21 protein-coding genes are annotated in these 25086 nt (G+C 72.3%); 12 read left to right on the top strand and 9 right to left on the bottom strand.

All coding sequences use genetic code 11. The features are described 5' to 3' along the window. Positions 1–56 precede the first annotated feature (56 nt). Positions 57–413, top strand: coding sequence for a hypothetical protein (locus ACFV9H_RS10510; RefSeq protein ID WP_385396083.1), 357 nt, complete (start codon positions 57–59; stop codon positions 411–413). Positions 414–432: 19 nt separating this feature from the next. Here the strand turns inward: ACFV9H_RS10510 and ACFV9H_RS10505 are convergent, their stop codons facing one another. After that, positions 433–1956: an FAD-binding oxidoreductase gene (locus ACFV9H_RS10505; protein ID WP_385396081.1), complete on the bottom strand. Its 1524-nt coding sequence runs from the start codon at positions 1954–1956 to the stop codon at positions 433–435. Between the two features lie 254 nt (positions 1957–2210). On the opposite strand from ACFV9H_RS10505, the gene aroC reads away from it, so the two are divergent. The 11 genes from aroC (at position 2211) to ACFV9H_RS10450 (ending at position 12903) form a co-directional block, all read left to right on the top strand. Next, positions 2211–3395, top strand: coding sequence for a chorismate synthase (gene aroC, locus ACFV9H_RS10500; RefSeq protein WP_385396079.1), 1185 nt, complete (start codon positions 2211–2213; stop codon positions 3393–3395). After that, positions 3392–4075, top strand: coding sequence for a RibD family protein (locus ACFV9H_RS10495; protein WP_385396077.1), 684 nt, complete (start codon positions 3392–3394; stop codon positions 4073–4075). Before aroC ends, ACFV9H_RS10495 begins: the two co-directional genes overlap by 4 nt. Next, positions 4072–4548, top strand: a complete 477-nt coding sequence (locus ACFV9H_RS10490; protein WP_385396075.1) for a deaminase — start codon at positions 4072–4074, stop codon at positions 4546–4548. The genes ACFV9H_RS10495 and ACFV9H_RS10490 overlap by 4 nt, the downstream gene beginning before the upstream one ends. A 129-nt stretch (positions 4549–4677) precedes the next feature. After that, entirely contained in the window at positions 4678–5259 is a 582-nt protein-coding gene (locus ACFV9H_RS10485) for an NADPH-dependent FMN reductase (protein WP_385396073.1), read from the top strand. A gap of 64 nt (positions 5260–5323) precedes the next feature. Next, complete coding sequence (locus ACFV9H_RS10480; protein WP_385396071.1) at positions 5324–6562, top strand: MFS transporter; 1239 nt, start codon at positions 5324–5326, stop codon at positions 6560–6562. 380 nt (positions 6563–6942) lie between these two features. Further along, a complete protein-coding gene (locus ACFV9H_RS10475; protein WP_385396069.1) occupies positions 6943–7554 on the top strand; it encodes an NAD(P)H-dependent oxidoreductase in 612 nt (203 codons plus the stop codon). Then, on the top strand, positions 7554–8357 hold the full coding sequence (locus ACFV9H_RS10470; protein WP_385396067.1) for an arylamine N-acetyltransferase: 804 nt from the start codon (positions 7554–7556) through the stop codon (positions 8355–8357). Before ACFV9H_RS10475 ends, ACFV9H_RS10470 begins: the two co-directional genes overlap by 1 nt. A 116-nt stretch (positions 8358–8473) precedes the next feature. Next, entirely contained in the window at positions 8474–8869 is a 396-nt protein-coding gene (locus ACFV9H_RS10465; RefSeq protein WP_385396065.1) for a YybH family protein, read from the top strand. A gap of 27 nt (positions 8870–8896) precedes the next feature. Beyond that, positions 8897–9544, top strand: a complete 648-nt coding sequence (locus ACFV9H_RS10460; RefSeq protein WP_385396063.1) for an NAD(P)H-dependent oxidoreductase — start codon at positions 8897–8899, stop codon at positions 9542–9544. 231 nt (positions 9545–9775) lie between these two features. Further along, positions 9776–11356: a class I adenylate-forming enzyme family protein gene (locus ACFV9H_RS10455; protein ID WP_385396061.1), complete on the top strand. Its 1581-nt coding sequence runs from the start codon at positions 9776–9778 to the stop codon at positions 11354–11356. Between the two features lie 92 nt (positions 11357–11448). Next, complete coding sequence (locus tag ACFV9H_RS10450) at positions 11449–12903, top strand: MFS transporter (protein ID WP_385396059.1); 1455 nt, start codon at positions 11449–11451, stop codon at positions 12901–12903. Between the two features lie 78 nt (positions 12904–12981). On the opposite strand, the gene ACFV9H_RS10445 is transcribed toward ACFV9H_RS10450, so the two are convergent. The 8 genes from ACFV9H_RS10445 to ACFV9H_RS10410 all read right to left on the bottom strand — a co-directional run bounded on the left by ACFV9H_RS10445 (position 12982) and on the right by ACFV9H_RS10410 (position 24980). Beyond that, entirely contained in the window at positions 12982–14193 is a 1212-nt protein-coding gene (locus ACFV9H_RS10445; RefSeq protein ID WP_385396057.1) for an NAD(P)/FAD-dependent oxidoreductase, read from the bottom strand. 37 nt (positions 14194–14230) lie between these two features. Continuing rightward, positions 14231–15664, bottom strand: a complete 1434-nt coding sequence (locus tag ACFV9H_RS10440) for an FAD-dependent oxidoreductase (RefSeq protein ID WP_385396055.1) — start codon at positions 15662–15664, stop codon at positions 14231–14233. Continuing rightward, complete coding sequence (locus ACFV9H_RS10435; protein ID WP_385396053.1) at positions 15661–17928, bottom strand: molybdopterin oxidoreductase family protein; 2268 nt, start codon at positions 17926–17928, stop codon at positions 15661–15663. Before ACFV9H_RS10435 ends, ACFV9H_RS10440 begins: the two co-directional genes overlap by 4 nt. After that, positions 17921–19324 carry an MFS transporter gene (locus ACFV9H_RS10430; RefSeq protein WP_385396051.1) on the bottom strand — a complete coding sequence of 468 codons (1404 nt, stop codon included), beginning with the start codon at positions 19322–19324 and terminating at the stop codon, positions 17921–17923. Before ACFV9H_RS10430 ends, ACFV9H_RS10435 begins: the two co-directional genes overlap by 8 nt. 26 nt (positions 19325–19350) lie before the next feature. Next, positions 19351–20781, bottom strand: coding sequence for a 3-carboxy-cis,cis-muconate cycloisomerase (gene pcaB / locus ACFV9H_RS10425; RefSeq protein WP_385396049.1), 1431 nt, complete (start codon positions 20779–20781; stop codon positions 19351–19353). After that, the gene (locus tag ACFV9H_RS10420; protein ID WP_385396047.1) at positions 20778–22766 is read right to left on the bottom strand and encodes an FAD/NAD(P)-binding protein; all 1989 of its coding nucleotides are present in this window, start codon (positions 22764–22766) and stop codon (positions 20778–20780) included. Before ACFV9H_RS10420 ends, pcaB begins: the two co-directional genes overlap by 4 nt. Then, the gene (locus ACFV9H_RS10415; RefSeq protein WP_385396045.1) at positions 22763–24334 is read right to left on the bottom strand and encodes a class I adenylate-forming enzyme family protein; all 1572 of its coding nucleotides are present in this window, start codon (positions 24332–24334) and stop codon (positions 22763–22765) included. Before ACFV9H_RS10415 ends, ACFV9H_RS10420 begins: the two co-directional genes overlap by 4 nt. 103 nt (positions 24335–24437) lie before the next feature. Then, positions 24438–24980: an SRPBCC family protein gene (locus ACFV9H_RS10410; RefSeq protein WP_385396043.1), complete on the bottom strand. Its 543-nt coding sequence runs from the start codon at positions 24978–24980 to the stop codon at positions 24438–24440. Between the last annotated feature and the right edge of the window lie 106 nt (positions 24981–25086).

Raw genomic sequence — 25086 nt, 5'->3', positions numbered from 1 at the left:
TCGTCCTGAGTACCCGCACTCATGTGCCGGGCGCCCATGTCCGGTTGAGTGGAGCCATGGACCTGGACCGGAACCCGGACACTTCGCGGGACGGGCGGGCGTTCATCGCGCCGCTCGTCTCCACCCTGCTGACGCTGCCGCTGGCCGCCGTCGCGTTCTTCTTCGTCGGAATCTCGCCCATGGCGTGCGACTCCTGCGAGGACGCCGCGAGCGACCGCTTCGACGCCTCGTACGAGATCGCGTTCCCCGTCTTCGGCTTCGGCCTGCTCGTGCCGCTCGTCCTGCTCGTGGCCTGCTGGGGGCTGCCCTGGCAGCGGCGCAACGCCGCACGGCGGGTGGGGCTCGCGCTGCTCGCCCCGGCCGCCGTGGTGCTCGCTTACATCACCTTCCACGCGCTCGTCGACTGGCCCTAGAGAGCGGCTCGGCAGGCCGTCAGTCGATGCCCTGGGCGAAGCGGAAGAAGCGGTGCGGGTCGTACGCGCGCTTGACCGACCGGAGCCGGGAGTAGTTCAGGCCGTAGTAGGCCTGGCGCCAGTTCGTCAGGGCCGGGTCCATGTAGTTCTGGTACGACCGGTGCGTCGAGTACGGGTCCATCGTGGTGAAGCCGTTGTCCACCCAGGCCTGGCCGCGGTCCTTCTCGTCCTGGCCGAGGTCCTGGCGGGTGAGGCCCACCGAGTAGCCGGCGTTGAAGAGCGCGTCGCGGTGGACGAAGGCGGTGGCGGTCGGGGCGACGTCGTTGATCTTCCCGCCGTAGGCGAAGAGCCCCAGGAAGCGGAACTGGCCGGGGCGGGCATCGTTCGTGAAGGCTCCCAGGGCCGCTTCGGCGGCGGTGCGGGTCCATGCCCGGGAGAAGAACATGTTGCGACCGGTCGAGTAGTTGTCGCGGGGCAGCTGGGCGTCGGGCGAGTAGCCGATCCGGTGGCACTCGGTGACGGTCTTGGTGCCGCAACCGAAGACGTTCATCATCGCCTCCCGGTACGGGAGCTCGGCGACCTGCCGGGTGGCGGACGGCCGCCCGACGGCGGCGACGAGCTGGTCGAGGGCGCGGTCGCAGGCGGCCTTCGGACCGGCGTAGCCGCCGGTGAGGACGACGTACGGCTCGCTGCCCGCGGGCGCGTCGGTGGAGAGCAGGAACATCAGTTCCGAGGAGAGCTCCCGCGGCGCGGTCGCGATCCAGTCCTGCCAGGCCAGGATCACCTGGACGGCGTCGGCCCAGCCGAAGGTGAGGTTGTAGGTGGTGAGCGACGGGATCTGGACCGGCCGCACCTCGAAGTCCGTGACGACACCGAAGTTGCCGCCGCCACCACCGCGCAGGGCCCAGTACAGGTCGGGGTGCTCGTCCTGCGAGGCCCGCACGGTGCGACCGTTGGCCAGGACGACCCGGGCCGAGACCAACCGGTCGGCGCCCATGCCGAACTTGCGGGAGGCGTAGCCGAGTCCGCCGCCCTGCAGCCAGCCGCCCACCGCGACCGTGGCACACGTACCGGACGCCACCTGGATGCCGTACGGGGCGAGCGAGTCGAGGACGTCCACGCCCTGGCTGCCGGGGCCCAGGTGGACGGTGTCTCCGGGGCGGACGCTGTTGAGGCGGGAGACGTCGATGACCAGGCCCGGAGTGGTCGAGTAGCCGGCCTGGCTGTGCCCGCCGCTGCGCACCGCGGGAGCGAGGCCGTGGTCCTGGGCGAAGCGTACGCACGCGGCCACGTCGGCCTCGCTGGTGCAGTAGGCGATGGCCTGCGGGTGGATGGCGTCGAACTGGGCCAGCTGGAGCTGCTTGGCCGTGTCGTACGTCGGGTCGGAGGGCAGGACGAGGCGGCCGGACAGTCCGTTCTGCAGGGTCTTCCAGGGGGTGGCACCGGCGGCCTGTGCGGGCATGAGCCCACCGCTGCCGGCGGTCAGTGCGGCAGCGGCACCGACACCGGCCCCGGCGCGGATGAGTGAGCGCCTGCTGAGCACGTGGACCACGCTCCGTTCCGTCCCGCGGGCGGGACAAGGGCGTCCTGGCGTGCAGGACGAGGGCATTGAGTGCTCGCAGCTTCGTCGATCGACACCGGATCACGGTCCGGGTCGGGCCCTAGTCCGTCACAACCCGGGCAGGACGCCCCTGGTGCTCTGGCGAGCTGACGGAGTCGGGACGCGGTCGGCAGGTCGGCCGCGGGGCGCTGCCTATGGTGACGCTCCGGATCAATGAGCAGGGGTGATCGTCCGAGATGGGCACGTTGCGTTGGCTGACCGCCGGGGAGTCCCACGGACCGGCACTGGTCGCGACGCTGGAGGGCCTTCCCGCCGGCGTCCCGGTCACCACCGAGCTGGTGGCCGACCACCTGGCCCGGCGCCGGCTCGGTTACGGGCGCGGCGCCCGCATGAAGTTCGAGCAGGACGAGATCACCTTCATCGGCGGCGTCCGGCACGGGCTGTCGCTGGGTTCCCCCGTCGCGGTCATGGTGGGCAACAGCGAGTGGCCCAAGTGGGAGACGGTCATGTCCGCCGACCCCGTGGATCCCGCCGAGCTGCGGCAGACGGGCCGGGGCGCGCCGCTGACCCGTCCGCGGCCCGGGCACGCCGACCTCGCCGGGATGCAGAAGTACGGCTTCGACGAGGCCCGGCCGGTCCTGGAGCGCGCCAGCGCCCGGGAGACCGCCGCGCGGGTCGCGCTCGGCGCCGTCGCCCGCTCCTTCCTGGCCGAGGTCGCCGGGATCGAGATCGTTTCGCACGTGGTGGAGCTGGGCGCGGCCAAGGCCCCGTACGGGCTCTGCCCTGGCCCCGGTGATGTGGAGGAGCTCGATGCCGACCCGGTGCGCTGCCTGGATGCGCGTGCTTCCGCGGCGATGGCCGCTGAGATCGACCGGGCCCACAAGGACGGCGACACCCTCGGTGGCGTGGTGGAGGTGCTGGCGTACGGGGTCCCCGTGGGGCTCGGCTCGCACGTCCACTGGGACCGACGGCTCGACGCACGTCTGGCCGCTGCGCTGATGGGGATCCAGGCCATCAAGGGTGTGGAGGTCGGCGACGGCTTCGAGCTGGCCCGGGTCCCCGGGTCGCGCGCGCACGACGAGATGGCCGGCACGCCGGAGGGGATCAAGCGGACCTCCGGGCGTTCCGGTGGCACCGAGGGCGGGCTGAGCACGGGCGAGCTGCTGCGCGTACGGGCCGCGATGAAGCCCATCGCGACCGTGCCGCGCGCGCTCGCCACCGTGGACGTGGCGACCGGTGAGGCGGCCGCCGCGCACCACCAGCGGTCCGACGTGTGTGCCGTGCCGGCCGCCGGGATCGTGGCCGAGGCGATGGTGGCGCTGGTGCTGGCCGACGCGGTGGTGGAGAAGTTCGGCGGGGACTCGGTCCCCGAGACCCGGCGCAACGTGCGGTCGTACCTCGACCACCTGCGGATCCGGTGAGCGGGCGGCCGTACGTCCTGCTGTCCGCCGCGATGAGCGTGGACGGGCGGCTCGACGACGCGAGCCCCGACCGGCTGATGCTGTCCTCACCCGAGGACTTCGACCGGGTCGATGCCGTACGTGCGTCCTGCGACGCCCTGTTGGTCGGCGCGAGCACGGTGCGGAAGGACGATCCGCGGCTGCTGGTGGGTGATCCGGGACGGCGGGCGGAGCGGGTGGCCCGGGGCAGGCCCGCCCATCCGCTCAAGGTCACCGTCACCGCGTCGCCACGGCTCGATCCCGGTCTGCGCTTTTGGCACTGCGGCGGCGCGAAGGTGGTGTTCACCGTGGACGGGAGCGTGCGGCCGCTGCGCGAGGCGCTCGACGGGCTGGCGGAAGTGATCGGTGTGGGCCCCGAGCTGGACTGGACGCGGGTGTTGGAGGAGCTCGGCCGCCGTGGTGTGGAGCGGCTGATGGTGGAGGGCGGTACGTCCGTGCACACGCAATTGCTCGCTCTGGACCTGGCCGATGAGCTCCAGGTCGCCGTGGCCCCGCTGCTGGTGGGGCAGGAGGGCGCGCCGCGGCTGGTGGGCGGAGGCGACTTCCCGGGCGGGCCGGCCGCTCGGATGAGACTTTTGGACGTGAAGGTGGCGGGCGACGCCGTCGTGCTGCGCTACGCGCCGAAGGAGCGTGTGCTGTGACGCCGTTGTACCTGTCGGACGAGGAGTGGATGCGGCGGGCGATCGCCCTGTCGCGGCTGTGCCCGCCCAGCCCGGGCGCGTACTCGGTCGGGGCGGTGATCGTGGACGCCGGCGGGATGGAGCTCGCGTACGGGTACAGCCGCGAGGGCGACGCGAGCGTGCACGCGGAGGAGTCGGCGCTGGCCAAGCTGGTGCCGGGCGATGCCCGGCTGCGGTCGGCGACGCTCTACTCGACGCTGGAGCCCTGTTCGGAGCGGCGGTCGCGACCGGATCCGTGCGCGCGCCTGGTCATCGCGGCCGGGGTGCGACGGGTCGTCATCGCCTGGCGCGAGCCGGCGCTCTTCGTGGCGGCCTGCTCGGGGGTGGCGGACCTGCGTGCGGCGGGGATCGAGGTCGTGGAACTCACGCGGCTCGGGGAAGCGGCACGACGGGTCAACGCGCACCTGCCGGCCGTGGGTTCCGGGGGAAGCTGACGTACTCCCCGAACCGGAGTTGATCTCTCCGCACTCTGTGGACAAGGTGATCTACACCAGCGCGGGACCGTGCCGCCGTCCGTCACCGGTACGGCCGGGACATCGCCGCACACATCCGGAGGTATTTGCATGTCTGAGACGCTTCGTGTAGCCGTCATCATCGCCAGTGTCCGTGAGGGGCGTTTCGGCCCGATCATCGGGAACTGGTTCACCGAGTTCGCCCGCAAGCGGGAGAACCTGGACATCGACGTGATCGACCTGATCGAGCACGACCTGCCCCACCAGCTGTCGCAGACGCCGTCGGACGAGGTCAAGGCCGTGCTGGCCGGTGTCTCCCCGCGACTGGCCGCCGCCGACGCCTTCATCGTGGTCACCCCGGAGTACAACCACTCCTTCCCGGCCTCGCTGAAGACCCTGATCGACTGGCACACCACCGAGTGGCACGCCAAGCCGGTCGGCTTCGTCGGCTACGGCGGTCTCGCGGGCGGTATGCGCGCGGTCGAGCAGCTCCGCCAGATCTTCGCCGAGTGCCACACGGTCACCGTCCGCGACACCGTCGGCTTCCACGGCCCGTGGGGCCAGTTCGACGAGCAGGGCACCCTGATCGACCCCACCCAGGCGGAAGCCGCGGCCAAGACCCTCCTCGACTCCGTCGAGTGGTGGGGCACCGCGCTGAAGGCCAAGAAGGCCCTCGCCCCGTACGGCGGCTGACCGCCGGTCCACCCCCTCCGACCCGGCCCACCCTCCTGGGGTGCACCGCAGCCCAGGAGCAACAATGAGTCACCGCACGGACTTTCCCCCGCTCACCGACCGGCCCCGGGCCGCTTTCCGTGGTGCGGCCGGTCCCGCCCTGCCGGCGGAGCCGTCCGTGGCGCCCGTGGTCGCGTCCATCTCCCTGCTGGGGATGCTGGTGGTGGGTCAGCTGTACGTGGCGATCCCGCTGCTGCCGGACATCGGGCGGGCCTGGGGGGTGGACCAGGCGTCGGCCACGTGGGCGACGTCCGCGTACGCGGTGACGTACGCGATCATCTCGCTGTTCAGCGGGGCGCTGGCCCGGCGGTTCGGCACCCGGGCGGTGCTGGTGGCCGGGGTCTGCGCGCTGGCCGTGGTGACGGCCTGTGTACCGCTGGCCGAGTCCTTCGGGGCCGGGCTGGCGTTGCGGGCGGGTCAGGGCCTGTTCGCCGGTGTGTACGTACCTCTGGTGTACGCGTACCTGAACACGCACGTGCCGGCGTCGAAGCTGCCGACCGCGCTCACGATCGTGTCCGCCTGCATGGCGGGCACGATCGTCGCAGGTCAGGTGGAGTCGCAGCTGCTGGCCGCGGTCGTCGGCTGGCGGGGCACCTTCTGGGTGACCGCGCCGCTGCTGCTGGCGGGGGCGCTGTTGCTGCGCCGGGTGCTCGATCCGGTGGATCCGGCGAGGAGCGCGGACGCCGCCTCCCGGGCGGGGGCCGACCGCAGGAAGCTGTGGGCGGGCCTGCTGCCGCTGTACATCGTCGGCTTCACCTGCTCCAGCACCATGACCGCCGTGTACACGAGCGTGCAGCTCTACGGTCCGGCCGAACTGGTGGGTGACGGTCAGGCGATGCTGACGCTGCGCGCCACGGCGATCCCCGCGCTGGTGCTGGGCGTCCTCGTGGCTCCGCTGCTCGGCCGGATCCCCGCGCGGCCGCGCGGGGCCGGGGCCTTCGCCGTGGCGGCGGCGGGGATCTGCGGAGCCGGGCTGTTCGGCGGTACGGCCGCCGGGCTCGCCGGGGCGATGTTCGTGTTCATGCTGGGCGTGGCCGCGATCGGCCCCGCCGTGGTGCAGGAGATCGGCACGGCGGCGGGTACCGCCCACGGGGTCATGGCGACCGCGTTGTACGGGTTCACCCTCAACATCGGCGGCGGGGTGGGCGCGCAGATCCCCCTGGCGTTCGGCGAGGTGAGGGGCGTGGGCCTGTTCATGTCGGCGCTGCTCGGCGGCTGCGTGCTGCTGCTCGTGGTGACCGGTCGCCGGGCGCTGCGCGGCTGACGGGGGGACGTGCGGGCCGGCCCGCGGTGCGGGGCACGGACCCGACGTACGGGTGCACCCGACGCGTTCGACGCCACGGCTCGCGACCGGCAGGCGGGGAACACCCGTCCGGCACACGGGGCGGGCACGCAGCCGACGCGAAGAGCGGCCCGGCCGGCACACGGGCCGCTCACGGCCGATGTGAGAGCGCGCGGCCGGTGTACGGGACCGCGGAACCTGACGGACTCCCGCGCGGAACCCGACGGATGGCCGCGCTTACCTGACGTACTGGGGCCGCCCGCCTCGGCAGGGCGTGCCACGCGGAACAGGATCGTCTCAAGGCCCCGGCACCCACGAACCGGTTACGAGCGGGGGCGATCGAAAGGGAGTTTCCGCACACCATGACGAACATCGCTGTCATCTACTACTCGTCCACCGGCTCCACCCACAAGCTCGCCGAGGCCGCCGCCACCGCGGCCGAGAAGGAGGGCGCCGAGGTACGCCTGCTGCGCATCGCGGAGATCGCGCCGAACGGTGAGGCCGCGAGCCGTGACGGCGCCGCCGGCCACCAGGACGCCACCAAGGACATCCCCGTGGTGACGCTCGCGGACCTGGAGTGGGCGGACGGCATCCTGCTGGGCACCCCGGTGCACTTCGGTCTCGCCGCCCCGCAGCTGATGCACTTCATCAACTCCACGTCGAAGCTGTCGATCGAGGGCAAGCTGCTGAACAAGGCGGTCTCCGCCTTCGCGTCCGGCTCGGCGGCCCACGGCGGACAGGTCTCCGCGATCCTCGCCCTGCACAACGCGATCACCCACTGGGGTTCGGTCATCGTCTCCACCGGTTCGACCGACCCGGTGCTGTACAAGCCGAAGAACGGCAACCCGTACGGGGCTTCCGCCGTCGTCGGCGGCAACCCGGGCCAGGTGCCGGAGGAGAACCTCGAGGCCGCCGCCTTCCAGGCGCGCCGTACGCTCCGGGTCGCGTCCGTGATCAAGACGCTGGACGCCTGATGCTCGACGACGTGCTGGTGTCGGCGTACCTGGCGCGGATCGGGGCCTCGCGCCCCGCGCGGCGGGACCTGGCGACGCTGGCCGAGCTGACGGAACGGCACGTGCTGTCGGTCCCGTTCGAGAACCTCGACTACCACCTGGGCCAGGAGATCCACCTGGACGAGCGGGTCGTCGACAAGATCGTCCACCAGGGGCGGGGCGGTGGCTGCTACGAGGTGAACCCCGCCTTCGGGATGCTGCTGACGGCCCTCGGCTACCAGGTGGAGATCCTTTCGGCGCGGGTGCACCGCCCGGGCGGGCTGGGTGCCCCACTGGGGCATCTGGTGCTGCGGGTGACCCTGGACGGGGCGGCGTACCTGGTGGACGTGGGCTTCCGGCGCAACGCGCGGCGCCCGCTGCTGCTGGGGACCGGGGAAGTGCAGTTCGACCCGCAGGGCGCGTACGCCTTCGGACCGGAGCAGCAGGGCGAGTTCGACCTGGTGCTGGACGGCGAACCGATGTACCGGGTGGACGGCCGGCCGCGCGAGCTGGGTGACTTCCGGCCTTCGCTGTGGTGGTTCCGCACCTGCCCCGACTCGCCGTTCCTGCAGGACGTGTTCTGCTCGCTGCCGACGGTCGAGGGCCGGATCACGTTGAAGGGCCGCACGCTGACCCGGCGCGTCCACGGCACGGTCAGCGAGGAGCTCCTCGCCGATGACGCGGACGTGTTCGCGGCCTACCACAAGTACTTCGGGCTGACGCTGGACCGGCTGCCGGACGAGCCGGTGCGTCCCGAAGGATCGCGCGGCGTCGCCGTCGAGTAGCCCCGCGCCGCCGTCCGTTCCTCCGCGTCCCCATCCGTTCCCGTCCGTTCCCATCCGTTCCCCACTGCTCCCACTTCCCCCCACCGGGCCCCTCCTTCCCACCCCCAGGAGAGATCATGACCACGCCTGTCACCGCACCGGCGGAACTGCCCAACGCCTTCCTGCGCGCTTTCAACGCCCGTGACCTGGAGGCGATCGACCGCCTCTTCGAGCCCGGCGCGGTGCGCGTGCTCACCCCCGGGAACGTCGTCACCGGCGACGGCCGGCGTGCGGCGACCAGCAGTTTCATGGCCCTCGGAATTCCGATGAAACTCTCGGTGCGCCACTGCTACGAGTACGGCGATCTGGCACTGCTGTTGTGTGACTATCTGATCAAGGGTGTCAAGCCGGACGGAACTCCCGTACACCACGAGGGCACGGCCACGGATGTGGTGCGCCGGGGCGCGGACGGCGCATGGCGCTATGCGATCGACAACCCGCCGGGAATTGACCGCGAGACCGTCAATCCCTGATTCCCACGAAGAGAGACGGAATATCCGATGACCAATGTCGCGATTGTCTACTACTCCGCCACCGGCAACATCCACAAGCTCGCGGTGGCCGCCGCGGAAGCCGCGGAGAAGGCGGGCGCGCAGGTCCGCCTGCGCCGCGTGGCCGAGATCCAGGAGACCACGCTCGCGCCCAACTACACCGCGTGGACCGAGGCGTACGAGGAGCACACCGGCGGCAGCAGCCGCGAGGTCGAGATCGCCACGATCGACGACCTGGACTGGGCCGACGCCGTCATCTGGGGCACCCCGGGCCGGTACGGCGCGATGGCCGGACCGCTCAAGCACTTCATCGACCAGACCTTCGAGCTGCACGCCCGCGCGGGCCTGAAGAACAAGGCCATGTCCTCGTTCACCTCCACGGGCACCCAGCACGGCGGCCAGGAGTCGACCATCCTGTCGCTGTCGAACGTCTTCTACCACTGGGGCGCGATCATCGTGCCGCCGGGCGTCACCGACCCGATCCTGCTCGCCCCGAGCAATGGGAACCCGTACGGCGTGAGCGCCACGTCCGGCCTGCAGGCCGTGCCCGGCCAGCTCGCGCAGAACGTGACCGAGGACAACCTCGCCGCCGTCGGCTACCAGACCGTGCGCACGATGGAGATCGCCGCGGCGATCAAGCAGGGGCTCGCGAAGTAGCACGCACGGACCCGCCCCTTCCTGCCGGCCCAGGCAGCGGAACAAGCCCGTAGTGGGAATGCCCACTACGGGCTTTTCCTCGTGCGCGCATTTCCTCGCATGTTTTCCTTTGTGGCCTTTTCCCCTGGTGGTGCCCCGCGTTTTGCCACGATCGGTGACCTGATTTCATCGATCTGACACAGTCAATCGTCTGCTATTGGGCCTGCGGTGCTCCGGTGCGAACTTGAACTCATGCTCCGGATACCCAAGAACAAGACGCCGCTCTATCTCGGCCTCGTCGCCGAGGAGGCTGCCGCCCAGTTCGGCGCCAACACCATCACGCTCGACCGCACCATGGACGCCCTCCCCGAGGTCGGCCAGGTCCTGACGGTCGCCACGTTCGCCGAGCTGATAGCCGAGATGGCGAACCGTCTCTGGGCCACCGGTGTCCGGCCCAGCGACCACGTCGTCATCCACAAGACCAACAACTTCGACATCACCCTGTTCGCCTGCGCCGCGTCCCGCATCGGTGCCGTCCCGGTGATGCTCTCCGCGCACCTCGACGGGGAGACCATCAACGCGCTGCTGCAGCGGCTGCCCTCCCCCACGCTCCTGACGGACGCCGCCAAGCTGACCGGTTCGCTGGCCGGCTCGCCGCTCGCCGAACTCACCGCGCGGGTCATCTCCGTCACCGAGCCGGTCGAGGGCGCCATCACGCTCGCCGACCTGGCCGGCGCCCCCGAGCGCACGCCGGTGACGCTGCACCCCGACTCGCACGCGATCATGACGCACACCTCGGGCACCACCGGCATCCCGAAGCTCGTGGTGCACTCGGCCCGCTCCATCGGCTCGCGCTACCGCTGGCAGGACAAGGTCGTCAGCATGCTGCGCCAGCGCGAGCCCATCCTGATGCACGTCTCGTACGTGCACTCGCGCATGTACCCCGGCATCGCCGCGATGATGAAGCGCAACAAGCCGATGGTGTTCCTCGACGACGCCGAGCCCGCCAAGGTCGCCGACGCGATGGTCAAGTACCGTCCCGGCGTCTTCGAAACGCACCCCAACTCGTTCCTGGAATGCGAATCGATCCTGGACGACCCCCGCAAGCCGTTCAAGACCGTCCGCTTCTACAACAGCACCTTCGACGCCATCCACCCCGGCACCATGGACAAGTTCCTGCGCGCCTCGGAGCGTACGAACCCGGTCTTCCTCCAGGTCTACGGCCAGAGCGAGTGCGGCCCGCTGGTGGCCCGCCCGTACACCCGCAAGACCGTCATGAAGGCCGACGGCCGCTGCCAGGGCTACCCGACCCCGGGCATCACCAAGTACCGCCTGGTCGCCCGCAACGGCAAGAAGCCCTCCCGCGAGAACCCCGGCTACATCGACGTGGCGACCGCGGGCCGCGCCCTGACCTACTACGGCGAGGCCGAGCGCTTCGACAAGCAGGTCGACGGCGAGTGGTGGCGCGGCGGCGACGTCGGCTACCGCACGAAGTGGGGCTGCCTGCACCTGCTCGACCGCGAGGTCGACCAGATCCCGACCATCCACTCCACCCTCGAGGTCGAGGACACCGTCCTGCACCGGCTGCCCGAGCTCACCGAGCTCGTCATCGTCCCGGGCCCCGCGCAGGAGCCGGTGCCGGTCGTCTGCACCAAGGACGACGCGCCGCTCGACCTGGCCCGCTGGAGCCGCGCCATCGCCGACCAGTCGGACATGGCCGACCCGATCCAGATGAAGCTGGGCGAGCTGCCCCGCACGGCCACCGCCAAGATCAAGCGCCTGGAGCTGGCCCGCCGGCTGGCCGACCAGGTGACGCACGAGCTGGCCTCCTGAGCCTGGACCGCCGCTCCCCCCACACCCCCTGAACGAACCCCCTGCACACCCGAACGCCCACACCCCCGACCCGACACCGGAGCTCGACTGCCATGTCCACCAACACGGAAGGCCGGCGCAAGCGCCTCGGCCTCACCCTCGCCCTGCTGGCCTTCGCCCAGCTGATCATCTCCATCGACTACAACATCGTCTACGTGGCCCTGCCCGACATCGGCAGCGGCCTCGGCTTCTCCGCCCAGAACCTCCAGTGGGTCGTCAGCGCCTACGCCGTCGCCTTCGGCGGGTTCCTCCTCCTCGGCGGCCGCGCCTGCGACCTCTTCGGCCCGCGCCGCATGTTCGTCCTCGGACTCGGCCTCTACGCCGGCTCCTCGCTGCTCGGCGGCCTCGCCGGCTCCCCCGAGGTGCTGATCGCCGCCCGCGCGATCCAGGGCATCGGCGGCGCCTTCCTCTTCCCGGCCACCCTGACCCTGGTCTCGACGAGCTTCGCGGAGGGCAAGGAGCGCAACCGCGCCTTCGCCGTCTGGGGCACCGCCGGCGGTAGCGGCATGATCGTCGGCTCGCTGCTCGGCGGCGTGCTCACCGAGTCCCTCGGCTGGGAGTCCGTCTTCTACGTCAACGTGCCGCTGGCCGGCATCGCCATGCTGCTCGCCTTCCCGCTGATCCAGCCCGACGCCGTCCAGAGCAGCGGCCGCAGCTTCGACCTGCTGGGCGCGCTGACCTCCACCATCGGCATCACCGCGATCGTCTTCGCCCTGGTCCAGGGCCCGGAGTCCGGCTGGACCGCCCCGGTCGTCCTCGGCGCGCTCGCCCTCGGCGTGGTCCTGCTCGTCGCGTTCTTCGTCATCGAGAAGAACTCGGCCGACCCGCTGCTGCCGCTGGCCCTCTTCGGCAACCGCAACCTCACCACCGCCGTCGGCGTGACCTTCTTCTACATGGCCAGCTTCGGCACCCTGCTGTACTTCCTCACGGTCTACTTCCAGGGCGTCCACGGCTACAGCCCGCTGGAGACCGGTCTCGCCTTCCTCGTCCCGATGGTCGCCATCGCCATCGGCGCCCAGACCGCGGGCGGCCTCGCCACCAAGCACGGCATCCGCGCCATCATGATCGGCGCGATGGTCATCGGCGTCATCGGCACCGGCATCCTCGGTTTCACCATGGCGACCGACGCCTCGTACTGGATCCTCGTCCCCGGCATGATCGTCATGGGCCTGGGCCAGGGCGCCGGCTACACCCTGATGTTCGGTGCCGCCGCGATCGGCGTCGCCCCCGAGGACCAGGGCATCGCCTCCGGTGTCGCCTCCACCACCCAGCAGATCGGTGGCGCCGTCGGCCTCGCCGTCCTCGTCGCCATCGCCAACTCCGGGCTGGAGGGCCAGGCCGGTGAGGCCCTGCGCACCGCCACCACCGACGGTCTGCGCACGGCGGTCTTCATCGCCGCCGTCGGCATCGGGATCGTCGCACTGATCGCCCTGGGCCTGAAGAAGCCCGAGCCGCAGGCGCAGACCGCGCCGGCAGCCGAGCGCCGGCCGGAAACCGTCGGAGTCTGATCCGGCGCCCCGGCGCACGTACGGCGAGAGCCCCCACCCGACAGGGTGGGGGCTCTCGCCGTTCGTTCACGCCGCGCGCTACACGGAGGCGAGCAACGCGTCGGCGGAGTCCGGGAGTTCACGGCCGAGCAGGGAACGCAGCCGCGGGTAAGCCGCCGCGTCGCCGGCGAGGATCCCACCGAGCAGGCATTCCCCCTCGGAGTCGAGGACGAGCTTGGCGTACACGTCGCCGCCCGCGGATTCCCGTACGAAGGACAGCGCGCCCGGGGTCTGCGCGTGGGCGTCGCCGAAGGAGGCGACGTCCACGCCCATCAGCTTGAGCTTGGTGGACATGTCGGCGCCCGGGAAGCGGGTCGGGCCGTCGCCGAGCAGCTGCCCCGCGACCGCCTCGGCCATCCGGTAGCCGGGGGCGACCAGGCCGTAGCAGCGTCCTTCCACGGCCGCGCACTCGCCGATGGCCCAGATGTACGGGTCCTCCGTACGGCAGTGGTCGTCGACGAGGAAGCCGCCGCGCTCACCGCGCGGCAGACCGGCCGGGCCGGCCAGGGAGTCCTGGGGGCGTACGCCGGCGGAGAAGACGACCAGGCCGGTCTCGATCGACGTACCGTCGGCGAAGACCAGGCGGGCCACGCTCCCGTCGGGGCCCGCCTCGATGTGGCTGGTCGCGACGCCGAGGTGGGTGGTGACGCCGAGTCCGTTCACGAGCCGGTCGAGCACGCGGCCGCCGCCCTCGTCGACCTGGACGGGCATCAGCCGCGGAGCCATCTCCACGACGTGCGGGGTCAGTCCGAGCAGCCGCAGGCCGTTGGCGGCCTCCAGGCCGAGGAGGCCGCCGCCGATCACCACTCCGGTGGTGGTGCGGGCGGCGGCCTCACGGATGGTGTCGAGGTCGTCGAGGGTGCGGTAGACGCAGGCACCGGGCAGGTCGCGGCCGGGCACGGGCGGGACGAACGGGATCGATCCGGTGGCGAGCACGAGGGCGTCGTAGGCGAGCCGGCCGCCGTCCGCCAGGGTGACGGTGCGGGCCTCGCGGTCAACGCCGACGGCCCTGGTGGAGAGTCGGAACTCCACCAGGGCGTCGTCGAACAGGGCCGGCCGTACGAGGCTGAGCTCGGCCGGGGTCGTGCCGTCCAGGGCCGAGGAGAGCTTGACCCGGTCGTAGGCGGGGTGTCTCTCCTCTCCGAGGACCACCACCCGCCAGGTTCCGTCCCGGTCGCGGGAGCGGAGCTCCTCCACGAGTCGGTGGCCGGTCATGCCGTGTCCGATGACGACGAGGGTGCGGGTGGTCATGCGGTGTCCTTTGCTGGGTGAGGGCCACCGCGCCGGTTCAACTGCCGGTCGCGGCAGCCTTGGTGGAGGCCAGGGCGGTGCAGATCGACTCCACCTGACGGGTGCAGCCACCACAGCCGGTGGTGGCGCGGGTGGCGGCGGCGAGGTCGGTGACCTCGCGGGCGCCGGCGTGCCACGCGTCGGTGAGGTCCTGGTGGGTGACGTTGTTGCAGAGACACACGACCGTGTCGGGGCAGAGCTCGGAGGAGCCCTTGCGCGCGACGCGGGGAGCGCGGCCCAGGAGCAGGCTCAGCCGGTCCCGCGGGACCGGCAGGTCGTGGACGTACAGCTCGGTCGTGGTGGCGATGGCCCGGTCGAAGCCGAGGAGCACGCCGGAGGCGATGCGCTCGCCGGTGAGTTCCAGGCGGGCGTAGCGGCCGTTCGCCGGGTCGTCGAGGGTGATCGTCTCGTCGGCGGGGGCGCTGCCCGGAATACCGAGGACGACGAGGCCGGGGCCCGCGATGCGGGGCCGCAGGACTCGGCGGGCGGCGGCCACGCCGCGGCCGCCGGTGGCCAGGTGGCGGGCCAGTGCCTCGGCCTGGGCCCAGCCGGAGGCCAGGGATCCGCCGCGGTTGCCGCGGTGCTCGGCGCAGTCGCCGATGGCGTGGATCAGCGGGTCGTCGGTGCGCAGACAGTCGTCGACGACGATGCCGGTGCGCACGCTCAGCCCGGCGGCGCGGGCCAGTCCGGTCTCGGGAAGGACTCCGGTGCACAGCAGCAGGGTCGCGGCGGGCAGGGCGCGGCCGTCGGCCAGGGTCAGGGTGCCGGGGGCGTACGAGGCCGCGGGCGTGCCGGTGACGACCTCGACGCCGGCGGCGGCGAGCCGGTCGGCGACGAGCGTGCCGGCGACCTTGTCCAGGAGGTGGTCCATGGGCCAGGGGCCGGGGTGGACGAGGGTGACGGGCCGGCCCACCAGAGCCAGCGCGAAGGCCGCTTCGACGCCCAGGGACCCGGCACCCAGGATGGTCACGGGGGTACGGGCGGCCGCCGCGGCCGGGTCGGTGAGCCGGGCGCAGTCGCCGAGGGTGCGCAGGACCGCGACGCCGGCGGCGGGGGCGCCGTCGGGGGCGCGCAGGCCGGGCAGGCCGGGCAGCAGCGGGGTGGCGCCGGTGGCCAGGACCAGCCGGGAGTACGGGAAGACGCGCCCGTCGGCGGTGTGCACCAGGCGGCGGGCGCGGTCGATGTCGACGGCGCACGCGCCGGTGTGGATCGTGGTGTCGCCGGGCGGCGGGGGCAGCTCCATCGCCTCCGCCGGCAGGCTGCCGTCGAGGGCGGAGGTGAGCAGCGCCCGGTGGTAGGCGGGGACGTCTTCGGCGCCGAGCACGGTGACCGGGCCATCGCAGCCGAAGTGGCGCAACCGGTCCAGGAGTTGGTGGGCGGCCGGTCCGTTGCCGATGACGAGGAGGGGGGCGGCGGGCGTGGTCGCGGTCATGTGCGGGCGTCCTGGAGGAGTGCGGCGGGCAGGGCTTCGGCGGGCACGGCCACGACCGCCTCGATCTCGATGTCCTCGTCGGCGTCGTCCGGGTCTGCCTCGGGGAACTCCAGCTCGGCGGGTTCGATGCGGACCGCGCACACCTTGAACTCCGGCATCCGGCTGCGCGGGTCGAGGGCGTCGTTGGTGAGCAGGTTGGCCCGCCCGGCGCCGGCGAAGTGGAACGGCAGGAAGACGGTGTCGGTGCGCAGCGTCGGGTCGAGACGCACCCGGGCGAGGGTGGTGCCGCGCGCCGAGCTGACCCGGGCGTGCCCGCCGTCGGTGAGGCCGGCCCGGGCGGCCGTGTCGGGGTGGACCTCGACGTGCGCCTCGGGGGCGGCGGCGATCAGCTGGGGCACCCGGCGGGTCTGGGCCCCGGACTGGTACTGGGCGAGGACCCGGCCGGTGGTGGCGTACAGCGGGTGCCCGGGGTGCGTCTCCTCGGCGGGCGGACGGTGTTCCACGTCGGCGAAGCGGGCGCGGCCGTCGGGGTGCGCGAACCGGTCGAGGAAGAGCCGCGGGGTGCCGGGGTGGTCCCCCGCTCCGTCGGGGTCCTGCGGGCAGGGCCAGTGCAGGGCCTCTCCCGCGTCGAGGCGTTCGTAGCTGATCCCGGAGTAGTCGGCGGGACCGCCCTGCGAGGCGCGGCGCAACTCCTCGAACACGGCCCTTGGTTCGGCCGGGTAGCGCTCGGGGAGGTCGCCCAGTCGGGTGGCCAGGTCCCGCAGGACGGCGAGGTCGGAGCGGGCGCCGGGCGGCGGGGTGAGCAGCCGGCGGCGGCGCAGGACGCGGCCTTCCAGGTTGGTGAGGGTGCCTTCCTCCTCCGCCCACTGGGTGACGGGGAGCACCACGTCGGCCATGCGGGCGGTCTCGGAGGGCACGAAGTCGGCGACGACGAGCAGGTCCAGGCTCGCCAGGCGCTCGCCGATGTGGGCGGCGCGCGGGGCGGAGACCACGGGGTTGGCGCCGAAGACGAGCAGGGCGCGCGGGCCGCCCTCGGTGCCGAGGGCGTCGAGGAGTTCGTAGGCGCTGCGGCCCGGGCCGGGCAGGGTGGCGGGATCGACGCCCCAGACTCCCGCGACGTGCTCGCGGGCCGCCGGGTCGGTGATCATCCGGTAGCCGGGCAGTTGGTCGGCCTTCTGGCCGTGCTCGCGGCCGCCCTGGCCGTTTCCCTGGCCGGTGAGGCAGCCGTAGCCGCTGCCTTCGCGGCCGGGCAGGCCGAGGGCGAGGGCCAGGTTGATGAAGGCGGCGACGGTGTCGGTGCCCTTGCTGTGCTGCTCGGCGCCGCGGCCGGTGAGGACGTACGCGCGGTCGGCGGCGGCGAGCATCCGGACGGCCTCGCGCTGGTCGCTGACGGGGACGCCGGTGACCTTCTCGACGCGCTCGGGCCACCAGGAAGCGGCGCGCTTCCACGCGGCGTCGAAGCCCGTGGTGCGCCGGTCGACGTAGGCCCGGTCGGCGTGGCCGTCCACGACGAGGATGTGGAACAGGCCGAGGGCGAGGGCCAGATCGGTGCCGGGGCGCGGCTGGAGGTGGAGGGCCGCGCGTTCGGCGGTGGGCGTGCGGCGCGGGTCGATGACGATCAGTCGGGCGGCGGTGAGGTGCCGCATCAGCGGGGGCATCGTCTCGGCGGGGTTGGCCCCGGCGAGCAGGATGGTGTCGGCGGACCCGAGGTCGGTGACGGGGAAGGGCAGTCCCCGGTCCAGGCCGAAGGCGGCGTTGCCGGCGGCCGCGGCGGAGGACATGCAGAAGCGGCCGTTGTAGTCGATCTGGCTGGTGCCGAGGGCGAGGCGGGCGAACTTGCCGAGCAGGTAGGCCTTTTCGTTGGTCAGTCCGCCTCCGCCGAAGACGCCCACGGCGTCGGGGCCGTGCTCGGCGCGCAGCCGGGCCAGGGAGGAGGCCACGGTGTCCAGTGCGGTGTCCCAGTCGGTGGGGCGCAGCGTGCCGGAGGCGTCGCGCACCATCGGGGTACGGATCCGGTCGGGGGTGGTCAGCAGGGCGGGGGCGGTCCAGCCCTTCTGGCACAGGCCGCCGTTGTTCACGGGGAAGTCCGGGTCGGGCTGGACGGTGGCCCCGCCGGCCCTGCCGTCGCGGTCGCCGGGGCTGAGCAGCGTGCCGCATTGCAGCGCGCAGTACGGGCAGTGGGTCCGTACGTGCCCGGCGCCGGCGGGCGGCTGCGGGGCGCCCGCCGGCTGCTGCGGGGCGCCGGCGGGCGTCCGGTCAGGCATTGACGCTCTCCCTGGAGGGGCGGTCGGCGGCGACTGCCTTCTCGCCCGCGGCGGTCGGCGCGGCGGCGCGCTCACGGCGCAGGTACACGGTCCAGGTCAGCGCCGCGCACAGGGCGTAGTAGCCGATGAAGGACAGGAAGGCGGGGGTGCCGCTGCCCGTGCCACCGCCGTAGGCGCTGCGGAAGGCGAGGTTGATGGCGACTCCGCCGAGGGCGCCGACCGCACCCGAGATGCCGATGGCCGCGCCGGACAGGCGACGGGCGGCGGCGAAGGCCCGGGTGGCGTCGTGGCCGGCCACGATGCGGGCCTCGGCCTGGTGGGTGAAGGCCGCGGGGATCAGCTTGTAGGTGGAGCCGTTGCCGATGCCGCTGAGCACGAACAGGACGGTGAAGCCGCCGATGAACACCGGCAGCGAGTGCCGGGCCGCGGCGAGGAGCAGCACCCCCGTCCCGGCGGCCATGCCGGCGAAGGTGAGGAGGGTGATCAGGGCGCCGCCGAACCGGTCGGCGAGCCACCCGCCCAGCGGCCGGGCGAAGGAGCCGAGCAGCGGGCCGAGGAAGGTGTACGAGGCCGCCTGCAGCGGGGTGGCGCCGAACTGGGTCTGCAGGACCAGGCCGAAGGCGAACCCGTAGCCGATGAACGAGCCGAAGGTGCCGATGTAGAGGAGCGAGATCAGCCAGGTGTCGCGGTGGGCGAGCGCCTCGCGCTGGGCTCCCGGGTCGGTCCGTACGGCGGCGATGTTGTCCATCTTCACGGCGCACAGCACGGAGATGAGCGCGATGAGCGGGAGGTAGAAGGCCGCGATGTACGCCGGGTGGGTGTCACCGGCGGTGGAGATGACGGTCAGGCCCAGCAGCTGGACGGCCGCGACGCCGAGGTTGCCGCCGCCGGCGTTCAGGCCCAGCGCCCAGCCCTGGTGGCGCCGGGGGAAGAAGCTGGTGATGTTGGTCATCGAGGAGGCGAAATTGCCTCCGCCGACCCCGCCGAGTGCGCTGATCACCAGGAACACCCACAGCGGGGTGCCGGGGCGCTGGATGAACCACACGGTCAGCAGCGCCGGCACCAGCAGGATGGCGGAGGCGAAGACGGTCCAGTTGCGACCGCCGAAGCGGGTGACGGCGTAGCTGTACGAGGGGCGCAGGAGGGCGCCGACCAGGGTGGGGGTGACGACGAGGAGGAACTTCTCGTCCGGTGCGAATCCCAGGCCGATCTTGGGCGTCATGAACAGCACCAGGACCGACCACATGCTCCAGATGGAGAAGCCGATGTGTTCGGAGGCCACGGACAGGTAGAGGTTCCGGCGCGCGACGCGCTTGCCGCCGCGCTCCCAGTACTGCTCGTCCTCCGCGTCCCAGTCCTCGATCCAGCGGCCCTTGGCGGATCTCGCGGCATTCATCGGTTCCTCCTTGTGTGGGATCCCGGTCAGGAATTGGAAGTGGTCTCTACGTCGGCGTCGGCCAGCGCGCGGTCGACGAGTGCGCCGGCGCCCCCGCTGTACAGGGCCGGGTCGCAGAGCCGCGCGATGGAGGCGGCGCAGAGTCCGTGCCCGGAGCCGGTCATCCCGGTGAGCACGGTGCTCAGGGGCTGCCCGCTTTCGGCGGCGACCGCCGAGGCCTTGGTCAGCAGCTGCTTCGCGGCGGCCTTGCCCAGGCGCGGGGCCAGGCGGGCGGCGATCCGCTCGGAGACCACCTGGCCTCCGGTGAGGTCGAGGTTCTCGCGCATCCGGGCGGCCCGGACCTCCAGCCCCTCGGCGAGTTCCACCGCCGTGTGGGCGGCGCCGCCGGTCAGGCGCAGGCACTCGCGCAGCAGCTGCCACTCGGCGTGCCAGACGCCGGCGGACCGCTCGTCCTCGGTGACCAGGCACTGCGTCAGGCCTGCCGCGATCACGGGGACTTGCAGGGCCGCCGCGCGGATCAGGGTGGCGAGCACCGGGTTGCGCTTGTGCGGCATGGCGGAGGAGCTGCCGCGGCCGGCGACGGCGGGCTCGGCGACTTCGCCCACCTCGGTCCGGGTCAGCGACTGCACGTCGACCGCGATCTTGCCGAGGGCGCCGGCGGTGAAGGCCAGCGCGGCGGCGAGGTCGGCGATCGGTGTGCGCAGGGAGTGCCAGGGCAGTACGGGGCGGGCGAGCCCGGTCTCGGCGGCGAAGGCGTCGACGAGCCGGTCGAGGTAGGGGTCAGCGGCGTCGGCCGCCACGTCCGGGCGGTCGATGTCGGCGTACTCCAGGTAGCCGGCGAGGGTTCCCGCGGCCCCGCCGAGCGAGACCGGCAGGCCTTCCTCCAGTACCCGGGCGAGGCGGGCGTCGGCGTCGAGGACGAGCCGGTGCCAGCCCGCCGCCTTGAGCCCGAAGGTGGTGGGCACGGCGTGCAGGGCCAGGGTGCGGCCGGCCATCAGGGTGTCGCGGTGGGTGGCCGCGAGGCCCGCCAGGGCCTGCGCGGTCCGGGCCAGATCGGCCCGGACCAGGCGCAGTGCCCGGGCGGCCACCAGCATGGCGCCGGTGTCGAAGATGTCCTGGCTGGTGGAGCCCCGGTGGACGTGGTCGGCGGCTGCCGGGTCGTGTTCGCGGACCACCGCCGTGAGCGCCTGGACCAGGCCGACGACCGGGTTGGCGGTCTCCCGCGCGGCGAGCGCGAGCCGGCGCAGGTCGAAGTTCTCGGCCCGGGCCGCGGCGGTGATGGTGTCCGCCGCGGTCTTCGGCAGCGTGCCGAGGCCCGCCTGGGCCCTGGCCAGGGCGGCCTCGGCGTCGAGCATGGCCTGGAGCCATGCCCGGTCGCCGACGGCCGCCTCGGCCGGGGTGCCGGCCCGCACGGGGGAGAGCAGGCCGGCGTCGGTGAGGAGGTCCTCCTCGGTCATACGATCACGCCGGGCAGGACGCCCTCGGCCGTGTCGTCGACCACCGCGCGGATACCGGCCGGGGCGTGCGCGACGGGCGGCAGGGCCAGGACGGCGCGGGCGATGGCGTCGGAGTCCCCGAGCGTCACCGAGTCCACGCCGGGCCGGATGCCCGCGGCCGTCACCCAGTGCACGGACTCGGTGGGCACGCCGTACGCGAAGCGGCGCGGGTGGGCGGTGCCGCGGGCGTCGATGAGCCGGTAGGGGCGCTCGGTGACCGCGAGGCCGCCGGTCTGGTAGCCGCCCTGCCCGCCGGTGATGACGTACGGCTTGGCCTGGTCGGTGTCCAGCAGGTGCTGGAGCAGCGGGTCGGCGGTGCGCCGCAGGTCGGGCTCGGGGAGCCGGGCCTCGATGAGGACCTGTGCCTTGATGGTGGCGCCCGGCACGGTCGCCGACTCGGCCAGGTACGTCTGGGAGTTGGTGTCGATGCGGACCTGGGTGCCGGGTCCGGTGAGGGTGAGGATGCCCGCCTCGATGAGGGCGATCATCTCCTCGATGCGGGTGGCCGGCGGGCCGATGGACAGGAAGCCGTTGAGCGGGGTGTACCAGCCTTCGAGGTCGTCGCGGTGCGAGTCCCCGTCGAGGCCGCCGTGGTCGACGGCGAGGCGGACCTCGTTGCGCAGGTCGCGCAGGACGTCGAGGGCCGACTTGATCGGGCCGCTGACGTTGCCCTGGCGGGCGGCGGCGACATCGGCGGTGAGGTACTCCACCAGCCACTTCTGGAAGGCGTCACGGTCGGCGAACTGCGTGTCGCCGTACGGGACGGAGAGCTTCTCCCAGCTCCAGTACTGCTCCTCGGGGATGCCGTACTCGGCGAGCAGCTCGACGCGGGCTTCGGCGTCCTCCAGGTCGAGGTAGCGCTCGACGAAGGCCTCGCGTTCCTGCGACTGGCCGTCCGCCGCGAGCAGGGCGCCGTAGTAGACGCTCTCCACCTCGCGCGAGATGAAGGGCCACAGGTCGGCGTTGAAGGTGACCGTCCCGCCGTCCTCGGCGCGCCGGCGCAGGCCCTGGACGTAGTCCGGGGTCAGCAGCTTGGGGTAGTAACGGCCGTACGCGCCCTTCTCGTTGTCGCCGCGGGCGTGGTACGGGATGCCGCGCCGGGAGAAGGCGTACAGCCGGGGCTCCTGCCCGGACGGCTGGTAGGCGAGCTTGCCGTTCTCGTCGCGGACGAAGACGCCGCCGCGGCCGTGGCTGAACAGCGACATGTAGTCGAAGAAGTTCAGGCCCAGCCCGCGCAGCAGCACCGACTGACCGGGCTTGATCTGCGCGAGGTCGGCGTCGGCCGGGTTGCCCGGCGTCAGGTACGTCAGGTAGTGGATGCGCGCCAGCGAGGCGGTGCGCGCCTCGCGCGGGGTCAGCCGGGCCGGGACGTGGCCCTGCGCCAGGATGATGGCGTCGAGGTTGTTCAGGCGGGTGCCGTCCTCCAGGCGGACGCCCTGCGGACCGCCGGGGATGCCCTGGGTGTCGGCGAGGGCGACGGCGCGGGAGCCGTGGACGTGGACGGTGACGTGCTTGGGGGCGCCGACGATGACGCGCTGGAAGCACTCGCCGAGGTAGCTGCCGTAGAAGGCGCGGGTCGGGTAGGTGTCCGGTCCCATGGCGGCGGCCTCGGCGAGGGTACCGTCGTCGTAGCCGCCGAACTGGCCGAGGACGGAGAGGGACTTGGCCCACTCGTAGAGGCTCGGGCCCGGCTCGATGGGGCCGTCGATGCGGCAGCTCTCGTCCGTGTAGACGGTGATCTGGCAGGCGACGGTGTTCATCAGCAGGTGGCGGGACTGGCCGGGGCGCCAGACCTTGCCGGCGCCGGGCGCGGACGGGTCCACGACGTGGATGGCGATCGAGTCGTGCGAGGGCCGTTCGCGCTCGTTGGCGGCGAGGCGCTCGACGACGGACAGGCCGCGGGGGCCGGCCCCGACGACGCAGATTTCGATGGACGAGGCGCTCATGCCGTTTCTCCTGTTCCGGCGGCCACCAGGCGCGCGAGTTCCAGACGCTTGATCTTGGTTGTGGAGGTCTGCGGGACGTCCTCGAGACGCCACTGGACCGGGTCGGCGAGCTTCGGCAGGCCGATGACCGCGGACTTCCACGCGATCAGGTCGAGCGGCTTGTCGTCGCGGGTGCAGACCACGGGGACCGGGACGCCGTCGGCGCCGGGGATGATGATGACCTCGATCAGCTCGTGCAGCCGGGTGAAGAGCTTGTCCTCGATCTCCAGCGTGGAGCCGACGCCCGGGATCTCGTCGACCTCGCGGTCGAGCAGGTGCAGGCAGCCCAGCTTGGTGCGGTAGCCCAGGTCACCCATGCGCCACCAGCCGTCGTTGACCTGCTTCTCCCACCGCTCGTGCTCGTCGAGGTAGGTGATGATGCGGCCGTCGGACTTGATCTCGATGAAGCCGGGGTTCGTCTTGGAGACGGGGTTGCCGTCGCGGCTGACGACGCGGACACCGGTCATGCCGGGGAACGGCGATCCCACGCAGCGGCCGTCGAAGTCCGCTCCGCCCTTGCGGGTGTAGGTGCGGGCCGCGATGGGGCCGACCTCGCTCTGGCCGTACGCCTGGGCGAAGAGCGGGTTACGGCGCTTCGTGGCGTTGAGCAGGATGCTGACCGTGCGCGGGTGGATCGCGTCGAAGGTCGAGCTGAAGTACTTGACGTTGGCGAGGGGGCCGCGCGGGTCGTCGGCCAGCGCCTCCCAGCGCAGGAAGGTGTTGGGGTGGGCCTCGATGAAGCCGGGCGGGACCTGGGCGAAGATGTCGCCGACGACGTCCGGGTCGTCTTCCTTGAGGACGATCAGGGTGTGGCCCTGGAGGATGGAGATCGGCATGGCCGTGAACATCCGGGAGTGCACGAACGACACGTGCACGGCGACGGGTTCGCGCTTGCCGACGGCCGAGAACACGGTGGCCTGCGGGCGGTAGCGGGCCTCGAAGGTGTGGCCGGTGTGCACGGCGAGCTTCGGAACGCCGGTGGTGCCCGAGGTGTGGGTGATCAGGGTCGGGTGGTCCGGCGGCATCGGGATGGCCGGGACGCGGGTGACGCCCTCGAGGGCGCCCAGTTCGACGGCACCCTCGTAGGAGCCCGTGGTCAGCAGCACCTTGGCCGTGATGTCGAAGATCTCGGCCGGCAGGTGGTGATCGAGCTTGTCCTGGTCGGTGATCAGGAAGGGCCGGTCGATGCGGCGGACCAGCACGGCCACCGTCTCGCCGTCCAGCTTCGGGGAGAGCAGGGCCGGGATCGCGCCGATCCGGGCGGTCGCGCAGGCCAGCAGGGAGATGTCGAAGCCGTCGGACTTGTGCACGACGACGTGGTGGTTCGGGCGCACCCCGGCCGCCCACAGACGGGAGGCGAAGTCGTCGATCAGGTCGGCGAGTTCGGTGAAGGTGGCGCGGCGCCCGAGCTGCGGGGCGATGTCCAGGTCGTGGTCCAGGACCACGAGGCCGGCGGGGGTGCGGGCGGCCGCTCGGTCGAAGAGCGTACCCAGCCGGATGCCCTTGTTTCCTATGCGCTGGAGAAGCATGGCCTCGTTCTCTCAGGAGTGTCTACGTGGCGTACGGGGAGTGGTGGGCCGGCGGCCGGAGGACGGCCGGCGCCGGCCCGCTTGGGCGGCGCGGCGAACGGGCTCAGCGGCCTTCGACGACGTCGCGGATCCGGGCGAGGGTGGCGTCGAGGTCCTGCTCGAGCTTCTCGGTCCAGTCGGTGATGAACTGCTTGCGCTGGACCTCGTCGAGATCGGCGACGATCTTGTGGATGCCGGCGGTCGCCTTGCCCATCCGGAAGTGGTGCACGAGGACGGAGCCCTGCTCGGCCGGCTCGATGTCGAAGCCCCAGATGGACTCCTGGTCCTCCTGGGCGTGCGTCAGCATCATCCAGCGGAAGGTGCGGCCCGGCTCGGCCGCCGTGATGCGGGCCTCGGTGTACCAGGTGCCGCGGACCAACGGGGCCCAGCCGACCACGTCCTCGGCGCGCAGGTTCTCGCCGCGGAAGATCGCGCCGACGCTGGAGGGCTCGCCGGCGATCCACTCGCCGCCCTGGCACTCCGGGCTCCACTCGCCACTGCGGGTCAGGTCGCTGACGACGTCGTAGATCTCCTGCGCGGTGGCCGCGACGGGAATGTCCGCGCGGACCTCGAAAAGCGGGGTCGAATCAATGATGGAGTTCGTCATGACCAAAACGCTATCGGTCGGAAATTCGACGACCAACGGCCTTCTCCAGGGTCCGTCAAGTCCTGCGGGGAAGAAAATCAGGCCGAATTCGGACACACCGAAGCGG

The sequence above is a fragment of the Streptomyces sp. NPDC059874 genome (assembly GCF_042731135.1).
Lineage (GTDB): Bacteria > Actinomycetota > Actinomycetes > Streptomycetales > Streptomycetaceae > Streptomyces.
This window is presented reverse-complemented; position numbering and strand designations above follow the sequence as displayed.